The following is a 16,439-nucleotide window of genomic DNA, read 5'->3' as shown; positions in this document are numbered from 1 at the left end:
CGAAACTGGGGGCTACGCCCCTAGACCCCGCTCTGCGGCGCCCTTCCTGGGGCTTCGCCCCTAGACCCCCGATCGGCCTGAACGGCCTCGTCCTCAATCGCCGGACGGGCTGTCTCGGGCGCCCCAGGGCCGCGGAGCAACGGCTACGCCCGGCCCGCCGTCCCCGTCCCCCGCTCCGCGTCCAGCGCGTACACGCACCGGTCCTTGCTACAGGCGTACACCACACCGTCCCGCACCACCGGGGCCCCCGTGATCTCGCCCCCCGTGGCCAGCTTCCACCGCAGCCGCCCGTCGTCCGCCTTCAGCGTGTACAGCAGGTGGTCCGTCGCCCCGAAGTGGATCCGGCGGTCGGCCACGACCGGCGCCCCGACCACCTCGCCGCCCGCCTGGAAGCGCCACTTCGGCGTCCCGGTGACCGCGTCGAGGGTGTAGAGGCCCTTGCCGCTGCCCACGTGGACGTGGCCGTCGGCGACCAGCACCGGCTCGATGGAGGCCCGCGACTCCGTGGCGATCCGCCAGCGGTCGCGGCCGTCCGTCGCGTCCAGCGCGTACACCGTGCCGAGGTAGTCGGCGAGGTAGACCCCGCCGCCCGTCACCGCGGGCCCGGGGGCGAACGCGGGCGGGCACAGGAAGACCGCCGGGGCCTCGAAGTGCCAGCGGACGTGACCGCTCGCGACGTCGATGCCGAGGACGCGCGTGCCCGCGGCCACGTACACGTATCCGTCCTGCGCCTGCGTGAGCCGCACCGGCACCCCGCCGCAGGAGGCCGCGTCCCCTATCGGGTACGACCAGCGCTCCTCGCCGGTACGGGCCTCAAGCGCGCGCAGCCGGGCGTCCTTCCAGACGTAGACCGTGCCGTCGTGGATGACGGGGCCGGACTCGGGGGTCTCGAAGTCGGTCTGGGCTCCGGTGATCTCCCAGAGCTTCTCGCCGTTCGCGGCCTCCCACGCCTGGACGCCGCCGCCGCGCGTCCCGGTGACGACGGTGCCGCGGTCGGTCTGGAGGGAGTACACCCACGCGTCCGTGTTGAGGCGCCACAGGTCGGAGCCGTCGGAGCCGTCGAGCGCGTACAGGGTGGGTCCGTCGGAGGCGTGGATACGGCCGTCGGCGACCGACATCGACCAGGCGACGTCGCGGGTCTTGAAGCTGCGCCGGCCCGTGGCCACGTCCAGGGCGTGGACCTCGAAGGACGTGACGTAGACGAGGTTCCCGGCGACCGCGGGGGTGCCCCAGACGTCGTTGGACATCCGGAACCGCCAGGGCCGCCAGCCCGCGCCCTGCCCCTGGTCGGGGGCGGCGGCGGGGGCGGGCACCCCGGTGGCGGGGGCGCCGTTCACGGGGGCGCCCGCCTTCGCGCGGGACCAGGACGCCGCGAGCCCCGGGTCGGCGGGGGCGGCCCCCGCCGCGACGGCGCGGGCGTCGGCGACGCGCGGCCCCGGGCCGATCGGCACCTTCGCGCCCGCGAGCCGCACCGGACCGCTGTCGGGCGCCGGAGCGCCCACGGGCGGTGCGACGGGCTGCGGCGGCGGGGCGGCCGTGGCAGGCAGCCGCCCATGGGCCCCCAGCGGGGGGACGGACGACGGAGGAGAGGACGCAGAGGCGGAGGACGGGGCGGCGGACGGGGGTGCCGACACCGCCGACGCCACCGCCCCGCGGCCGCCGCCGCTGCCCCGGCCGCCGGCCCCCGCGTTCACGCGCGCGGGCGGGCGTCCGCCCCTGCGCGCCTCGATCAGCGCGACCGCCCGCTCCGGCAGCCACGCGGACGCGGTCCCGCTGTCGTCGCTGTCGGAGGCGAAGAGGTGCGGGGCGAGCTGGGCCTGGAGGTCGGCGGGGCTGGGGCGGAGCGCGGCCTCCATCTGCATGCAGGACTCGATGAGGGGGCGCAGCTCGTCCGGGAGCCCTTCGAGATCGGGGCCCTCGCGCAGCAGCATGAAGACGGTCTCGACGGGGTTGGCGCCGTGGAAGGGGGCGTGTCCGGTGGCGGCGAAGACGAGGGTCGAGCCGAGGGAGAAGACGTCGGAGGCGCCCGTGACGCTGCGGGAGTCCTTGGCCTGCTCGGGCGACATGTACGCGGGCGTGCCCACGGCCACGTTCGTCATGGTCAGGCGGGTGTTGGAGACGCCGGACGCGATGCCGAAGTCGATGACGCGCGGCCCGTCCTCCACCACCAGGACGTTCGACGGCTTCAGGTCGCGGTGGACCAGGCCCGCGCCGTGGATGGACTCCAGGGCCTCGGCCACGCCCGCCGCCAGCCAGCGCACCGCCTGGGTGGGCAGCGGACCGTGTTCATTCACTATCTCTTCGAGGGAGGGCGCGGGCACGTACGCGGTGGCGAGCCACGGCACGGCGGCGCGCGGGTCGGCGTCCACGACCGCGGCCGTGTAGAAGCCGGACACGGCCCGTGCGGCCTCCACCTCGCGCGTGAAGCGCACGCGGAACAGCTGGTCCTCGGCGAGCTCGGTCCGGACCGTCTTGATCGCCACCCGGCGCCCGGACGCGGAACGCGCGAGGTAGACGAGCCCCATGCCGCCGGCGCCGAGCCGGCCGAGCACCTCGAACGGGCCGATCCGCCTCGGATCGTGCTGCGTCAGCTGATCCACCACTTGCCTTGCCACCTCCCCGTACGCGGCCGCCGAAGAATGCAGCCCCGTGCAGCGTCTCACCACCGAGCCGCTAGGGCGGCACGCACCCTGATTCTTCCTGTCCCGGGCCATGGTTGCGAACCGGGGCCAGTATCGGTAGGTCTCGGCACAAAGTGGGACTTATGGCCTCTCCTGCGTCCGACGAACGCCCAGGACCGCCCGTCCCGGCCCCACCCACCCCATTTGCACCGGCCAGATCGCGCTCCGATCACCCCTCGGTAAGCTGACGGCATGACAGGACAGGTACGTACCGTCGACGGCCGCGTGGCCGGTCGGCGTGGTCAGGCGACGCGTCAGAAGCTGCTCGACTGCCTCAGTGAGATGCTCAGCTCCTCGCCCTACCGGGACGTGAAAGTCATCGACGTCGCCCGGAAGGCGGGGACTTCACCCGCGACCTTCTATCAGTACTTCCCGGACGTGGAGGGCGCCGTCCTGGAGATCGCGGAGCAAATGGCCACGGAGGGCGCCGAGTTGACGCAGCTCCTTGACGGCCGCCCCTGGGTCGGCAAGGCGGGCTGGCAGACCTCGCAGGAGCTGGTGGACGGCTTCCTCGACTTCTGGCGGAAGAACGACGCGATCCTCCGGGTCGTGGACCTCGGCGCCGCCGAGGGCGACAAGCGCTTCTACAAAATCCGGATGAAGATCCTCAACTCGGTCAACAACTCCCTTGCGGAAGCGGTCAAGGAGCTTCAGTCCAAGGGCAAGGTCGACAAGGACGTGAGCCCGGCGGCGATGGCCGGCTCCCTCGTCGCGATGCTCGCGGCGGTCGCCTCGCACCAGCGGGGCTTCCAGTCCTGGGGCGTCAAGCAGGCCGAACTCAAGCCGAATCTGGCGCTGTTGGTGCACCTGGGCGTGACGGGCAAGAAGCCCACGAAGTAGGGCGCCCCTTCAAGTCCTGTCACCGCGGCGGCGGGTCACTGCTCGGGCAGTGGCCCGCCGCTGCGGCATCCGGCCCCGGTCCCGGCGGCCCTTACCGCCGCTCCAGCCTGAACAGCCGTATTTCCCGCTCCACCCTGGCCTGATACGTCGCGTACGGCGGCCAGAACTTCAGCGCGCGCCCCCACGTCTCCGCGCGCTCCTCTCCCTTCAGCAGCCGCGCCCGTACGGGGATGTCCTCCCCCTTCCAGTTGACCGTGACCTCCGGGTGGGCAAGCAGGTTGGCGGTCCAGGCCGGGTGGCCGGGCCGCCCGAAGTTGGAGCCGATCAGCACCCAACTCCCCTTCTCCTCCTCGGGCATGCAGGCCAGCGGCGTACGGCGTTCCAGGCCGCTCTTCGCGCCGCGCGCCGTGAGGATCACCCCGGGCAGCATCTGTGCGCTGAGTAGCACCTTGCCGCGGGTGAGGCGGTGGACGGCGCGGTCCATCGCGGGGACGAAGTGCGGGGCGATGTGTGCGAAGGCGCGCGTGGACGACACCTTCTGCATCAGGCGGACGCCGGGCGGCATCAGACCGCCACCTCCCCCACGGAGGTGGCCGCCTTTCCCGCGGAGGTGGCCGCCTTCCCCACAGAAGCGGCCGCCTCCGCCCCCGCGAACAGCCCCGCCCGCTCCGCACCCCGCCCCCGCAGCCGGTGCACCGGCCCGAACAGGAGCTCGTCGCTCGACGCCCGCTTGAAGTACAGGTGCGCCTCGTGCTCCCAGGTGAAGCCGATGCCGCCGTGCAGCTGGACCGCCTCCGACGCCGCCGTGCGCAGCGACTCCAGGGCCTGGGCGAGGGCGAGCCCGCCGACCCGCTCCGCGCCGTCGCCGCCGAAGCCCGCGGCCTCCGCCCCGGCCGCCCACGCCGCGTAGTACGCCGCCGAGCGGGCCGCCTGGACCTGCACATACACATCCGCGAGGCGGTGCTTGACCGCCTGGAAGGAGCCGATCGCCCGGCCGAACTGCTCGCGCTGGCGCACGTATTCGACCGTCCGCTCCAGCACTCGGTCGGCCGCGCCGAGGGCCTCCGCCGCGACGACCGTCGCCGCCACGTCACCGACGGCCGTGAGCGCACCCAGCGCATCGGCGCCCTCGTCGCCGAGCAACTCGGCTTCCACGTCCCGGAGTTCGACGCGCGCCTGGGCCCGTGTCTCGTCCAGGGACGTCTGCCGGGTGCGGGACATCCCGCCCGCTTCCGCCCGTACGAGGAACAGCAGCGTCCGCGAGCGCGCGAAGCCGCCCGCGTGGGCCGCCACGACCAGCAGGTCCGCGCTGTGCCCGTCGAGGACCTGATCGGCCTCCCCGTACAGCCGCCACCCGCCGTCCACGAGCCGCGCCTGCACCCCGCCCGCGCGCCCGCCGCCCGCCCAGTCCCCCGCGTTGTCGCCGACGAGCCCGAGGGCCGTGGCGAGCCCCGCGCCGGGGACGGCGAGCGCGGCGGTCAGCGCGCCGGAGGCGATGCGGGGCAGCTGCGCGGCCTTCTGCTCCTCCGTGCCGAGGGAGAGGACGAGCGGCGCCGCGAGGACGGCGGTGGCGAAGAGCGGGGAAGGAGCGAGCTCACGCCCCAGTTCCTCGGCGGCCAGGGCCAGTTCGGCGGCGGTGCAGCCCACGCCCTCGTACGCCTCGGGGACCGCGAGTCCGGGCAGCCCGAGCTGCTCCGCGAGGGCGGACCAGAGGGCGCTGTCGTACCCCCTGGGCGTGCGCACCGCGGCCTTGACCTCGTCGGGGCCGCTGCGCTTGGTGATGAGTTCGCGAAGGGTGCGGCGGATCTCGTCCTGCTCCGCACTGAAGGCGGCGTCCATCGGCGGGCTCCCTCCCGGGGTCCGACGAGCCGGACCCAGAATCTGACGGGCCGTCATGCTAGATCCGCGGCGGCCATATGCACAGAGCCGCGACGCGACCTTCCCCTCCCTGGCGGAGGAGTATCTGATGTACCGTCAGATTCATGCCAACTGCTGCCACCCGCCCTGGAACTGGAATCGGCGCCGGAGTCGGAAGCGGAGGCCGCAAGATCGCCGTCGCCGGCATCGCCCTCTCCGACTGCGGCCGCGTCGACGAGGCCACCCCCTACGCCCTGCACGCCCAGGCCGCCCGCCGCGCCCTCGCGGACTCCGGGCTCGGCCGCGAGGTCATCGACGGCATCGCCTCCGCCGGTCTCGGCACCCTCGCACCGGTCGAGGTCGCCGAGTACCTGGGCCTCAAACCCCGCTGGGTGGACTCCACTTCGGTGGGCGGCTCCACGTGGGAGGTGATGGCGGCGCACGCGGCGGACGCGATCGCGGCGGGCCGCGCCAATGCCGTCCTCCTCGTCTACGGGTCGACGGCCCGCGCCGACATCAAGGCGAAGCGCCGCACCTCGAACCTGTCGTTCGGCGCACGCGGCCCCTTGCAGTTCGAGGTCCCCTACGGGCACTCGCTGATCTCCAAGTACGCCATGGCGGCCCGCCGCCACATGCACGAGTACGGCACGACGCTGGAGCAGCTGGCCTCGGTGGCCGTACAGGCGCGGGCCAACGCGGCGACGAACCCGGAGGCGATGTTCCGGGACCCCATCACGGTGGAGGAGGTGCTGAGCGGCCCGATGATCGCGGACCCCTTCACGAAACTCCACTGCTGCATACGGTCGGACGGGGGCTGCGCGGTGCTGCTGGTGGCGGAGGAACTGGTGGCCGACTGCGCCTCCACTCCCGTATGGGTCCTGGGCAGCGGCGAGCACGTCTCGCACACGACGATGTCCGAGTGGGACGACTTCACGGTGTCCCCGGCGGCGGTCAGCGGCCGCCTCGCGTTCGAGCGGGCGGGGGTGCGGCCGGCCGACGTGGATGTGGCGGAGATCTACGACGCGTTCACGTACATGACGCTGGTGACGCTGGAGGATCTCGGGTTCTGCGAGAAGGGAGAGGGGGGCGCTTTCGTGGAGAAGGGACGGCTGTTGAGGGACGGGGAGCTGCCCACCAATACGGACGGGGGCGGGCTGTCCGCCCAACACCCCGGAATGCGCGGGCTGTTCCTAATCGTGGAGGCGGTGCGGCAGCTGCGCGGGGAAGCGGGCGAGGGGCAGGTGCGGCGGGGGGACGGGAGCCTGCCGGAGGTGGCGGTGGCCTCGGGGACGGGTGGGTGGTTCTGTTCTTCGGGGACGGTGGTGCTGGGGCGGTGAACGCCCGCCTCCCCAGGTGACGTTGCGCGGATGCCATCGGACGCTACGGTCGATGTCCTGACCGGCCCGAGGCCCGTTTCTGTGCGGCATCGACGACTGGACGACACTCACCCTCACACCACGGGTCCTCGGCCCCGACAGCACCCCCGCGATCACCGACCCGAAAGAGGCGGCCCGCCAACGGATACCGCCGCCTACTACTGGCAGCTATTGGAAGTCGGGCTCCCCGAGGGCCGGGCCCGGAATGACTGGAGAGAGCTGATGGCGATCGGAACGATGTTCCCCGGAAGCGGCACCCGTCAGCGGATCGAGGGCTGTGCGGACCCCGCCGTACTGGACCGATGGTTCCGGCAAGCGCTGACAGCGTCACACGCGACGCAGATCTTCGAAGGGGACGCCTCCGAGGGGGAAGACGGCGCGGCATAGCGCCAACTACACCTGGCGGGCGCGCACTTCGACGTGACCCTGGTACGGGGTACGGGATACGAGGTACGAGGCACGGGTCCAAGCGGTCCTCCACCGCCTGGACCCGTCTGGTGCTGGGCGGGATCTGACTGGCCGCCGGGGCCACCTGCGTCGGGTCAGCCGTGCGCGACCAGTACGCGGGGATCCCGGCGAACCAGGTGAGCGGGGTGGGCGGGGTGAGCAGGGTGACCGGGGTGTCTGCTGATCGGTCGGTCGCGGACCCGGCAACGGGGTGATTCCAAGGGGGCGCGGCCCGCCGTATCCCCTCGGGTCCGCCTCCGGGTGACTTCCTGGACCTCGGATCGACCGCCGGTCCGACCACCCCCTCCCCCAAGGAGCCACCTCGTGCGCCACCTCAGACGCACCGCCCTGACCGCCGCCACCGTCCTCGCGGCGACGGTCCTGCCGGTGCTGACCACGTCCGCCGCCGCCACCGGCACCGCCGCGGACAAGCCCCTCCCGCCCGGCCTGATGGGCGCCGGATACGCCCACCTCAACGCGCGGGACTTCGCGAGCTTCTGCGACCTGGAGCCGGACGGGGACCCCAGGGCCGACGCCCGCACGCTCGTCATGGACTTCAAGAAGCTCCCGGAGCTGACGGAGACGTACCAGGCCAAGGTCCCGGTCCGGGGCGAGGTCCAGTTGAGCGTGGACGACGAGGGCGTGGACAGCCTGTACTGGCTGGGCGAGCGGGCCGGGGACCCGACGTCGTTCGTGTTCATCGCGGTCGACGGAGCCTGCACGGACTCGACCGCCGACGACGACCTGACCGGCACGGTGGAGTCGGAGGACCGCGAGTACCTCTTCGGCTCCGCCCCGGACAACAACCAGCGCACCGAGGCCATCGACTTCGACCCGTCGAAGCTTCCGGCCCCCGCCGTGCCGCCCCTCCAGCTGCCGCCGAACATCGCGGAGGCCGCGAAGAAGAAGGCGAAGGAGGAGGCGCGGGAGAAGGCCGGGGAGAAGCAGGACCCTTCGGAGCGGGCGCAGGCCGAGAAGGGTGACAAGGACGGCAAGAAGGCCGTCATCGACGTCGTCGTCGGCTACACACCGCTGGCGAAGAAGGGCCTCCTGGACGGCACCAACTCCGAGGAGCTCGCGAACTGGGGCACCGCCTTCCGCTGGACCCCCCAGAAGATCGAGGACCGGATCAAGGCCGCCGAGCTCCAGATGAACCGTGCGTTCAAGAAGGCGGACGTGAACGCCGAGGTCCGCATCGTCCACTCCTTCGAGATCAAGGGCTACAAGGGCAGCGAGGACCCGAGCGCCGGGCAGCGGGCCATGGAGGACGGAACCGGCGAGCTCGGCAAGCTGGCGCACAAGGTCCGCGACCAGTACAACGCCGACCTGGTCTCCTTCTGGACCAACGTGCCGAAGTCGAGCGGGGAGTACACGGCCGGGCAGGGCAGCCTCCCGAATACCAAGGTGTCGAGCACGACGGACAAGTGGGCCTACAGCACCATCGACGTCTTCACCGCCACCGGCCGCGACCCGGGCTTCGCACACGAGCTGGGCCACAACCTGGCGCTGTACCACGACCCGATCACGTTCGAGAAGCAGCTCCAGCAGGCGGCCCGGGCCAACAACGTGCCCGTCGACGTCGTACGCCAGGCGCTCAAGCCGCCGTACAAGGGCTCGCAGGGCTGGATCACGCCGGACGGCAAGTGGTTCACGACCATGGCGTACCGCATCACGTGCGAGGAGAAGTTCGGGTCGGCGGACGGCCTGTGCAAGTACGCGGGCACGTACTCGAACCCGAAGGTGTCCGCCGCCGAGTTGCAGAAGCTGCAGCTCGGCACCGGCTCCGACTCGAACGCGGCGGGGGTGCTGCGGCAGACCGCGCCCGTCGTCGCCGCCTACCGCACGTCCTCCGTCGCGCCGCTGGCCACGCGCATCGTGCCCTCCGCCAAGGCGGGCAAGGTGTCGGCCAGGCCCGCGCCCCCGTACACGAGGGGCACGCGCGTGACGCTCACGGCCGCGCCCTCCAAGTACTGGAAGCTGCGCTCCTGGCTCGTCGGCCGGGCCAAGCAGGCGGCGAAGGGCAACGGGGTCGCGGTGACACTGCCGGACGGCGGGCAGACGGTCACGGCCGACTTCACCTGCAAGCTCAAGGCGGCGGGCGGCTCGCTGGGCAAGGCGTGGGCGCGGGCCAAGGCCGAGAAGGGGAAGCTGGGCTGTCCGACCGGGGCGCCGGTCCGCGCGAAGAACAAGGACTTCTCGCAGCGGTTCGAGGGCGGGACGGTCACGTGGGTGGCGAGGACGGGGAAGGTCGTCGTGCGCTGACGTGGGCTGACGCGCGCTGACGCGGGCTGATGTGGGCTGACGTGGGCTGACGCGCGCTCGACTCTGCGGGAGGGCCGCACCCGGGTCTCTGGGTGCGGCCCTCCCGCACAATCGGTGCATGACCACCGACCACGCCGCGTTCCTCGAACTGCTCCGCACCCAGAAGGTCTGGGACATCGAACTCCCCGCCTTCGACCCGGAAGCCGCGCCGCAAGAACCGCTCCCCCTCTTCCACTCATGGTTCGCGGAGGCGGTCGCAGCGGGCCAGCCCGAGCCGCACACGATGGCCCTGGCGACCGTCGGCGAGAACGGCCGCCCCGACGTCCGTACGGTGATGCTCCACGACGCCGACGCCGACGGCTGGCACTTCGCGACGCACACGACCAGCGCGAAGGGGCGGCAGCTGGCCGCCCTCCCGCAGGCCGCCCTCCACTTCTACTGGCCCGCACAGGGCCGCCAGATCCGGATCCGGGGCCGGGTGACGACGGCCCCGCACGCCGATGCCCTGGCCGACCTGCACGCGCGCTCGACGGGGGCGCTGGCGGGGGCGCTGGTCGGCCGCCAGAGCGAGGTCATCGCGGGCGGGCTCCAGGAGTTGGCCGACGCGTCGACGCGCTCCTGGGAACGCGCCCAGGCGGAGCCGGACGCGGACGCCCCCACGTGGACGCTGTACGCCCTGATCCCCGAGGAGGCCGAGTTCTTCCAGGGGGACGAGCGGCGGCGGCACGTACGCCTCAAGTACCGCTCCCAGTCGGGTTCTTGGCTCACTGAGCTGCTGTGGCCGTGACTCACGCCGCTGACGAGAACGAGTACACCGCGAAGTCCCGCACGGGGCGGTAGCCGATGCGCTGGTAGAGCCCGTTGCTGGTGGGGTTGTCGAGGTCCGTGAAGAGCAGCACCTCTTCGGCTCCGTCGGCGCGGGCGGCCCGGCTCACCTCGGCGACGACGGCCCCCGCGTAGCCGCGTCCGCGGAGTTCGGCGGGGGTGTAGACGGGGGCGACGCGCACCTGCCCGGCGGTGCGGCGGGTGTTCCCCGCCATGGCGAGGGGGGTCCCGTCCTGGCTCTCCCAGAGGGTGACACCGCCGTACGCGATACGCGCGTCCGCCCACTCGCCGGCCTCCATGTGGGCGCGCTCACCGATGGCCGCGCCGAATTCCCGGTGCCAGCGGATGAGCAGCTCCCGGTCCCTCTCGCCCGCGACGCGGGGGTGGCCGGGTGGAGTGGGCTCGGGTGGGGTGAGCTCGCCGAGGCGGTACAGCCGCTGCCGTACGTCGAGGCTGACGTGGGCCCCGGGCCCGGCGTACCGCTGCCAGGCTTCGGCGAAGGCGTCGGCGGTGTCGCGGTCGCCCATGACTCCGGGGAGGGTGTGGCCCGCGGCGTGGAGCCGGGCGGCGAGGGCGTCGGCGGCGGGTGCGTCGAGAGGGCTGAGGGCGATGTGGTGGGGCGGCGTCCGCAGAAAGGCCCCGCGAACGGAAGAGTCAGCGGCGTCGGCGTCGGCGTCGGCGTCGGCGTCGGCGTCGGCGTCGGCGTCGGCGTCGGCGTCGGCGTCGGCGTCGGCGTCGGCGTCGGCCCAGAATCCGAAGAGGGGGTCTCCGTCCCCGTACACGTGGAGGCCGCGGACGCGGAGGGTGTCGGTGACGCTCAACAGGGCGGTGTGGAGGGCGGGTTCGGCGTGGAGGAAGAGGCGGGCGCGGCGGAGGAAGTGGTCCAGGTCGTGGGTGAGGAACCAGGTGGGGGCGGGTGCATCGGCCATGCCCCATCCTCCTCGCGCGCGGACGGCGACGTCACCCGATTTTGCCTGCTTCGACGGGACCCGCTCATGATGATTCCATCATGTAAGGTGGGGGCATGACCAGACTCCCCCGCACGGATCAAGAGGTCTACCGGCATCTTCGCGAGTACCGCGACCAGCTCGGACACACACCCGGCATCGGCTGGGGCGAGATCACAGACGGCCGACTCGTGATGATGATGAGCCCCAAGGCCCAGCACCAGCTCATCGGGGCCAAGATCCGTCGGGGACTGGAGCCACAGCTCGCGGACGACCTGATGCTGATGGTCGCAACCGACATGGAGGACGCCGGACTCGGCGTGCTGCGCGTGCCTGACCTCGCCGTGTTCAACGCTGACGCGCGCCCCACCGACGCGGACGCCCTCGCCGCCGTCGACTGCCACCTGGTCGTCGAGATCGTCTCGCGCTCCAACGCGTCCAACGACTACGAGGGCAAACTCGCCGACTACCCGGCCATGGGCATCCCCCACTATGTGATCGTCGATCCCCGCGACGGCACGGCCGTGCACTACTGGGCACCCTCCCAGCGCACGGGAAGGCCCGCGTACGACAACCGGCAGCGCTACCAGTTCGGGGACACGATCACCGTCAACGAGTGGAAGATCGACACGTCCACCTTGCCGCTCTACAGGAAGGGCGAGCAGTGACCGGGATCGGCGCCCTCGTACGGGCACGGCGCCGCGCGGCCTCCCTGTCACAGGCCGAACTCGCGGCGCGGTCGGGAACCGGGCAGGCCGCCATCTCGCGCATCGAGTCGGGCCGCGACACACCGACCCTTCAGGTACTCGACCGCATCGCTACCGCGCTCGGCTGCACGCTGACGGTCTCCCTGGACCCGGAGCAGCCCTCGCCGCCCCCGCCCCCGCCCTCGCCCTAGCGGGCGCGCACCGGCAGAGCGGTATCCCCAGAGGCCCCTCGCCCTCCCTGCGCGGGAGCGAACACCGGTACCGCAACCCCCTCCGCCAGCTCCCTGAACCGCACCACCAGCCCCATCCCGACCCTCAACTCCCCCTCCCCGCACTCCACAACCTCCGTCATCATCCGCGGCCCCTCCTCAAGGTCGACAACGGCCGCCACATACGGCGTACGCCCCCCGAAGGGCGGCAGGTCGTTCCGGTGCACCACGGACCACGTGTACAGCGACGCCCGCCCACTCGCCCGCTCCCAACTCCCCTCCCCGCTCCAGCAGTAGGGGCAGAACTCCCGGGGATAGTGATGAGCCCGGCCGCAGCCCTCAGCACCGCACCGCCGCACCAGCAATTGCCCCTCGGCGGCGGCATCCCAGTAAGGCTGCGTGAAGGCATCGGGCTCAGGCAGGTCGAAACGCGACGCCGCAGAGGTCGCAGGGGTTGCAGAGGTCGCAGGGGCCACAGCAAGTCCGATCATGAAGGAGGGGCAGGCATCTGACGGAACGTCAGTTCAACGCACCCACCCCAGGAACGCAAGAGCCGCCCCGAGCCGACCAGCCCCCGCAAGAACCAAGCCACTCGTGATCAATTCGCAACCGGTTCGGGTCTTGACCGTCCCCCATCAACCCCCAGGGTGGCTACTCTCCCGTCCATGGCCGACTCCGCTCCCCCACGACCGCTCCAAGAGGACCGCCCCGTCTACGTGATCGGCGGAGGTCCCGGCGGCCTCTCCGTCGCGGCCGCGCTCCGCGCGCGGGGCGTGCGGGCCGTCGTCCTGGAGAAGTCGGACCGCGTCGCCGCCTCCTGGCACGGCCACTACGACCGGCTCCGGCTGCACACCACGCGCCGCCTCTCCGCCCTCCCCGGCCTCGCGATACCCCGCTCCTTCGGACGCTGGGTCGCCCGGGACAACGTCATCCGCTACCTGGAGAAGTACGCCGAGTTCCACGAACTGGAGATCGTGACGGGCGTAGAGGTCACACGACTTGAGCGGACCTCAGAGAGCAGCGGAGGCGGCAGCCGAAGCGACAGCGGAAGCGGCTGGCTGCTCCACGCCACCGGCGGTCGCGAACTCACCGGACGCGCCGTCGTGGTCGCCACCGGCTACAACCACACCCCCCATCTCCCGTCCTGGCCCGGCCGCGACACCTACACCGGCGAGCTGCTCCACGCCGCCGGCTACCGCAACCCCGCCCCGTACGCGGGCAAGGACGTCCTCGTCGTCGGCGTCGGCAACACCGGCGCCGAGATCGCCGTCGACCTCATCGAGGGCGGCGCCGCCCGCGTGCGGCTCGCGGTGCGCACGGTGCCGCACATCGTGCGCCGCTCCACCCTCGGCTGGCCCGCGCAGCTCTCCGGCATCCTGTGCCGCAGGCTGCCCGTCTCGCTGGTCGACCGGCTCTCGGTCCCGCTCGCCAAGATGAGCGTGCCCGACCTGTCCGCGCAGGGACTGCCGCGCCCCGACACCGGGCTGTACTCGCGGGCCAACGACGGCGCCATCCCCGTGCAGGACGTCGGCCTCCTCGACGCCGTGCGCACGGGCCGCGTCGAACCCGTCGCCGCCGTCGACTCCTTCGAGGACGGCAAGGTGGTCCTCGCGGACGGCTCGCGCATCGAACCGGACGCCGTCATCGCCGCGACCGGGTACCGCCGGGGCCTGGAGGGCCTGGTCGGCGGGCTCGGCGTCCTGGACGGACGCGGGCTGCCCGTCGCCCACGGGGCCCGCACCCCCGCTTCCACCCCGGGTCTCCACTTCACCGGCTTCTCCAATCCCATCAGTGGCATGCTCCGCGAACTCGCCCTGGACGCGGCGAAGATCGCCCAGGCCCTGTCGAAGGGCTGATGTCGCAAACGCGGTCTTGGCGGGCCCCTGATCCTGCTGTTCCCTGGTGTGGCGGGTGCGCTTCGGCGCGCCCGCCACACGTCGTCACCGCGTCCGCCCCGACTCTTTGCATGCAGCCCCATTCCTGACGCAGCGTCAGTTCAGTAATCTGACTATGCGTCAGTTAAGTTGCTGTCACACAGGAGCGGGCGGACCGATGCTTGGATCGACTCACGGCACCTTCACCACCGACCCCCGCCGCGCGCGTGTTGTGGCCTGCGGCGAGACCCCTGCACCCACCGTCCACGGGCGCGCCTCGGGCCCGGACGAACTCGACGTCAGCGGGCGGCCGCTGTACACCGATGTGCCCGATCTGGACCGCTTCTTCCGGCCCGGGTCCGTCGCCGTCGTCGGCGCGTCGGACGCCGAGGGGCGGCCCAACACCGGGATCACCCGGCAGCTCATCGCCTGGGCCGAACGCGTCGGCGCCCGGCTGCACCCCGTGCACCCCACCCGTCAGTCCGTCTTCGGTCTGCCCTGCTTCCCCTCCGTCGGTGACCTGCCCGAGCAGGTCGATCTGGCCGTTCTGCTGGTGGGCGACCCGCTTCCCGTCATCGAGGAACTCGCCGAGGAGAAGGTGAAGTTCGCCGTCGCCTTCGCCTCCGGCTTCGCCGAGACCGGGGCCGAGGGCGCCGTCGCCCAGGCCCGGCTCGCCGCCGCCGTCGAGCGCTCCGGGCTGCGGCTGCTCGGGCCCAACACCAACCTCAACGCCTTCGAGCGGTTCCGTGACGACCTGGAAGGGCCCGCCATCGCCCTCATCACACAGTCCGGACATCAGGGGCGCCCCGTCTTCACCATGCAGGAACTCGGCGTGCGCCTCTCCCACTGGGCGCCCACCGGCAACGAGGCCGACCTGGAGACCTCCGACTTCATCTCCTACTTCGCCGAGCAGCCCGAGGTCGGTGCCATCGCCTGTTACGTGGAGGGGCTGAAGGACGGGCGGTCCTTCCTGCTCGCCGCCGACCGGGCCGCCCGGCGCGGCGTGCCCGTCGTCGCCGTGAAGGTGGGGCGCACCGAGACCGGGGCCCGCATGGCCGCCTCACACACCGGCAAGCTGACCGGCGCCGACGCGGTGGTGGACGCGGCGATGCGGCAGTTCGGTGTGATCCGTGTCGACGGGCTCGATGAACTCCAGGACACCTCCGCCCTGTTGGCGCGGGCGCGCAAGCCGCAGGCCGACGGCGTCGTCGTGTATTCGATCTCCGGCGGGACCGGTGCGCACTTCTCCGACCTGGCGAGCGAGGCGGGTCTGTCGCTGCCCACGCTCTCCGACGCCAAGCAGGCCGAGCTGCACCAGTGGATACCGGAGTATCTGAACGTCGCCAACCCCGTCGACAACGGTGGGCACCCCGTGGGCGACTGGCGCGGGCGGAAGATCATCGACGCGATCCTGGACGACCCTGAGGTGGGCGTGCTCATCTGTCCCATCACGGGGCCCTTTCCGCCCATGAGCGACAAGCTCGCGCAGGACCTGGTGGACGCGGCGGAGCAGACGGACAAGCTGGTGTGCGTGGTGTGGGGCTCGCCGGTCGGCACCGAGGACGCCTACCGCTCCACGCTGCTCGGCTCCTCGCGCGTCGCGACCTTCCGCACCTTCGCCAACTGCATCACGGCGGTGCGCGCCTATCTCGACCACCACCGCTTCACGAGCGGCTACCGCTCCCCCTTCGACGAGGCGCCCCGCTCCCCCTCGCCGTCCTTCCGCAAGGCGCAGGCGCTGCTGCGCCCGGGCCGCCAGCTGAGCGAGCACGCGGCGAAACAGCTCCTGCGCGCGTACGGAATCAGGGTGCCGCGGGAGCAGTTGGTGACCAGCGCCGCGGCGGCCGTGCGGGCGGCGGGCCTGGTGGGCTACCCCGTGGTGATGAAGGCGTCCGGGCCGCAGCTCGCGCACAAGACCGAGCTGGGGCTCGTCAAGGTCGGGCTCACCTCGGCGAGCCAGGTGCGGGACGCCTACCGCGACCTCACCGACATCGCGCGCTACGAAGGGATTCCGCTCGACGGCGTCCTCGTCTGCCAGATGGTGGAGCAGGGCGTCGAGATGGTCGTCGGTGTCACCCAGGACGAGCTGTTCGGGCCGACCGTGACGGTGGGGCTCGGCGGTGTCCTCGTCGAGGTCCTGCGGGACGCGGCCGTGCGGGTGCCGCCCTTCGGGGAGGACCAGGCGAAGGCGATGCTGCGCGAGCTGCGCGGCCGGGCCCTGCTGGACGGGGTGCGCGGGGCGCCGCCGGCCGACGTCGAGGCGCTCGTCGAGGTCGTGCTGCGGGTGCAGCGGATGGCCCTCGAACTCGGTGACGAGATCAGCGAGTTGGACATCAATCCGCTGATGGTGCTGCCGCGCGGCCAGGGCGCCGTGGCGCTCGACGCGCTCGCCATCTGCCGGTAGCCCTGCCGGT

13 protein-coding genes are annotated in these 16,439 nt (G+C 72.2%); 8 read left to right on the top strand and 5 right to left on the bottom strand.

Annotated elements, in window-relative coordinates:
* Positions 1-143: 143 nt before the first annotated feature.
* Positions 144-2,603 (bottom strand): protein serine/threonine kinase AfsK, encoded by a 2,460-nt coding sequence (afsK, locus tag ACQB60_RS12175; protein WP_496925925.1) that lies wholly within the window; start codon positions 2,601-2,603, stop codon positions 144-146.
* A gap of 270 nt (positions 2,604-2,873) precedes the next feature.
* Between afsK and ACQB60_RS12170 the strand changes: the two genes are divergently transcribed.
* Positions 2,874-3,521 (top strand): TetR family transcriptional regulator, encoded by a 648-nt coding sequence (locus ACQB60_RS12170; protein ID WP_496925924.1) that lies wholly within the window; start codon positions 2,874-2,876, stop codon positions 3,519-3,521.
* A gap of 91 nt (positions 3,522-3,612) precedes the next feature.
* Here the strand turns inward: ACQB60_RS12170 and ACQB60_RS12165 are convergent, their stop codons facing one another.
* On the bottom strand, positions 3,613-4,086 hold the full coding sequence (locus ACQB60_RS12165) for a nitroreductase/quinone reductase family protein (RefSeq protein ID WP_496925923.1): 474 nt from the start codon (positions 4,084-4,086) through the stop codon (positions 3,613-3,615).
* Positions 4,086-5,360 carry an acyl-CoA dehydrogenase family protein gene (locus ACQB60_RS12160; RefSeq protein ID WP_496925922.1) on the bottom strand — a complete coding sequence of 425 codons (1,275 nt, stop codon included), beginning with the start codon at positions 5,358-5,360 and terminating at the stop codon, positions 4,086-4,088. Before ACQB60_RS12160 ends, ACQB60_RS12165 begins: the two co-directional genes overlap by 1 nt.
* Before the next feature lie 143 nt (positions 5,361-5,503).
* On the opposite strand from ACQB60_RS12160, the gene ACQB60_RS12155 reads away from it, so the two are divergent.
* The 3 genes from ACQB60_RS12155 (at position 5,504) to ACQB60_RS12145 (ending at position 10,250) form a co-directional block, all read left to right on the top strand.
* Positions 5,504-6,715, top strand: a complete 1,212-nt coding sequence (locus tag ACQB60_RS12155; protein ID WP_496925921.1) for a thiolase C-terminal domain-containing protein — start codon at positions 5,504-5,506, stop codon at positions 6,713-6,715.
* Between the two features lie 810 nt (positions 6,716-7,525).
* Positions 7,526-9,463, top strand: a complete 1,938-nt coding sequence (locus tag ACQB60_RS12150) for a zinc-dependent metalloprotease family protein (protein ID WP_496925920.1) — start codon at positions 7,526-7,528, stop codon at positions 9,461-9,463.
* Between the two features lie 118 nt (positions 9,464-9,581).
* Positions 9,582-10,250 (top strand): pyridoxine/pyridoxamine 5'-phosphate oxidase, encoded by a 669-nt coding sequence (locus ACQB60_RS12145; protein ID WP_496925919.1) that lies wholly within the window; start codon positions 9,582-9,584, stop codon positions 10,248-10,250.
* A 1-nt stretch (position 10,251) separates the two neighbouring features.
* On the opposite strand, the gene ACQB60_RS12140 is transcribed toward ACQB60_RS12145, so the two are convergent.
* Positions 10,252-11,217 (bottom strand): GNAT family N-acetyltransferase, encoded by a 966-nt coding sequence (locus ACQB60_RS12140; protein WP_496925918.1) that lies wholly within the window; start codon positions 11,215-11,217, stop codon positions 10,252-10,254.
* Between the two features lie 95 nt (positions 11,218-11,312).
* Between ACQB60_RS12140 and ACQB60_RS12135 the strand changes: the two genes are divergently transcribed.
* Together ACQB60_RS12135 and ACQB60_RS12130 are read left to right on the top strand one after the other, a co-directional pair.
* On the top strand, positions 11,313-11,903 hold the full coding sequence (locus tag ACQB60_RS12135; RefSeq protein WP_496925917.1) for a Uma2 family endonuclease: 591 nt from the start codon (positions 11,313-11,315) through the stop codon (positions 11,901-11,903).
* On the top strand, positions 11,900-12,133 hold the full coding sequence (locus ACQB60_RS12130) for a helix-turn-helix domain-containing protein (RefSeq protein ID WP_496925916.1): 234 nt from the start codon (positions 11,900-11,902) through the stop codon (positions 12,131-12,133). Before ACQB60_RS12135 ends, ACQB60_RS12130 begins: the two co-directional genes overlap by 4 nt.
* Here ACQB60_RS12130 and ACQB60_RS12125 read toward each other — a convergent pair.
* Positions 12,130-12,642 (bottom strand): Zn-ribbon domain-containing OB-fold protein, encoded by a 513-nt coding sequence (locus ACQB60_RS12125; RefSeq protein ID WP_496925915.1) that lies wholly within the window; start codon positions 12,640-12,642, stop codon positions 12,130-12,132. The two genes, ACQB60_RS12130 and ACQB60_RS12125, sit on opposite strands and share 4 nt — an antisense overlap.
* A 174-nt stretch (positions 12,643-12,816) precedes the next feature.
* Here ACQB60_RS12125 and ACQB60_RS12120 point away from each other — a divergent pair, with 174 nt between their 5' ends.
* Both ACQB60_RS12120 and ACQB60_RS12115 read left to right on the top strand, forming a co-directional pair.
* Positions 12,817-14,007, top strand: a complete 1,191-nt coding sequence (locus ACQB60_RS12120; RefSeq protein ID WP_496925914.1) for a flavin-containing monooxygenase — start codon at positions 12,817-12,819, stop codon at positions 14,005-14,007.
* Positions 14,008-14,203: 196 nt separating this feature from the next.
* On the top strand, positions 14,204-16,429 hold the full coding sequence (locus tag ACQB60_RS12115) for an acetate--CoA ligase family protein (protein ID WP_496925913.1): 2,226 nt from the start codon (positions 14,204-14,206) through the stop codon (positions 16,427-16,429).
* Positions 16,430-16,439 lie beyond the last annotated feature (10 nt).

The organism is Streptomyces odontotermitis (genome assembly GCF_050510915.1).
GTDB lineage: Bacteria > Actinomycetota > Actinomycetes > Streptomycetales > Streptomycetaceae > Streptomyces.
The sequence above is the reverse complement of the archived record's forward strand: the minus strand, read 5'-3'. Positions and strand labels throughout refer to the sequence as shown.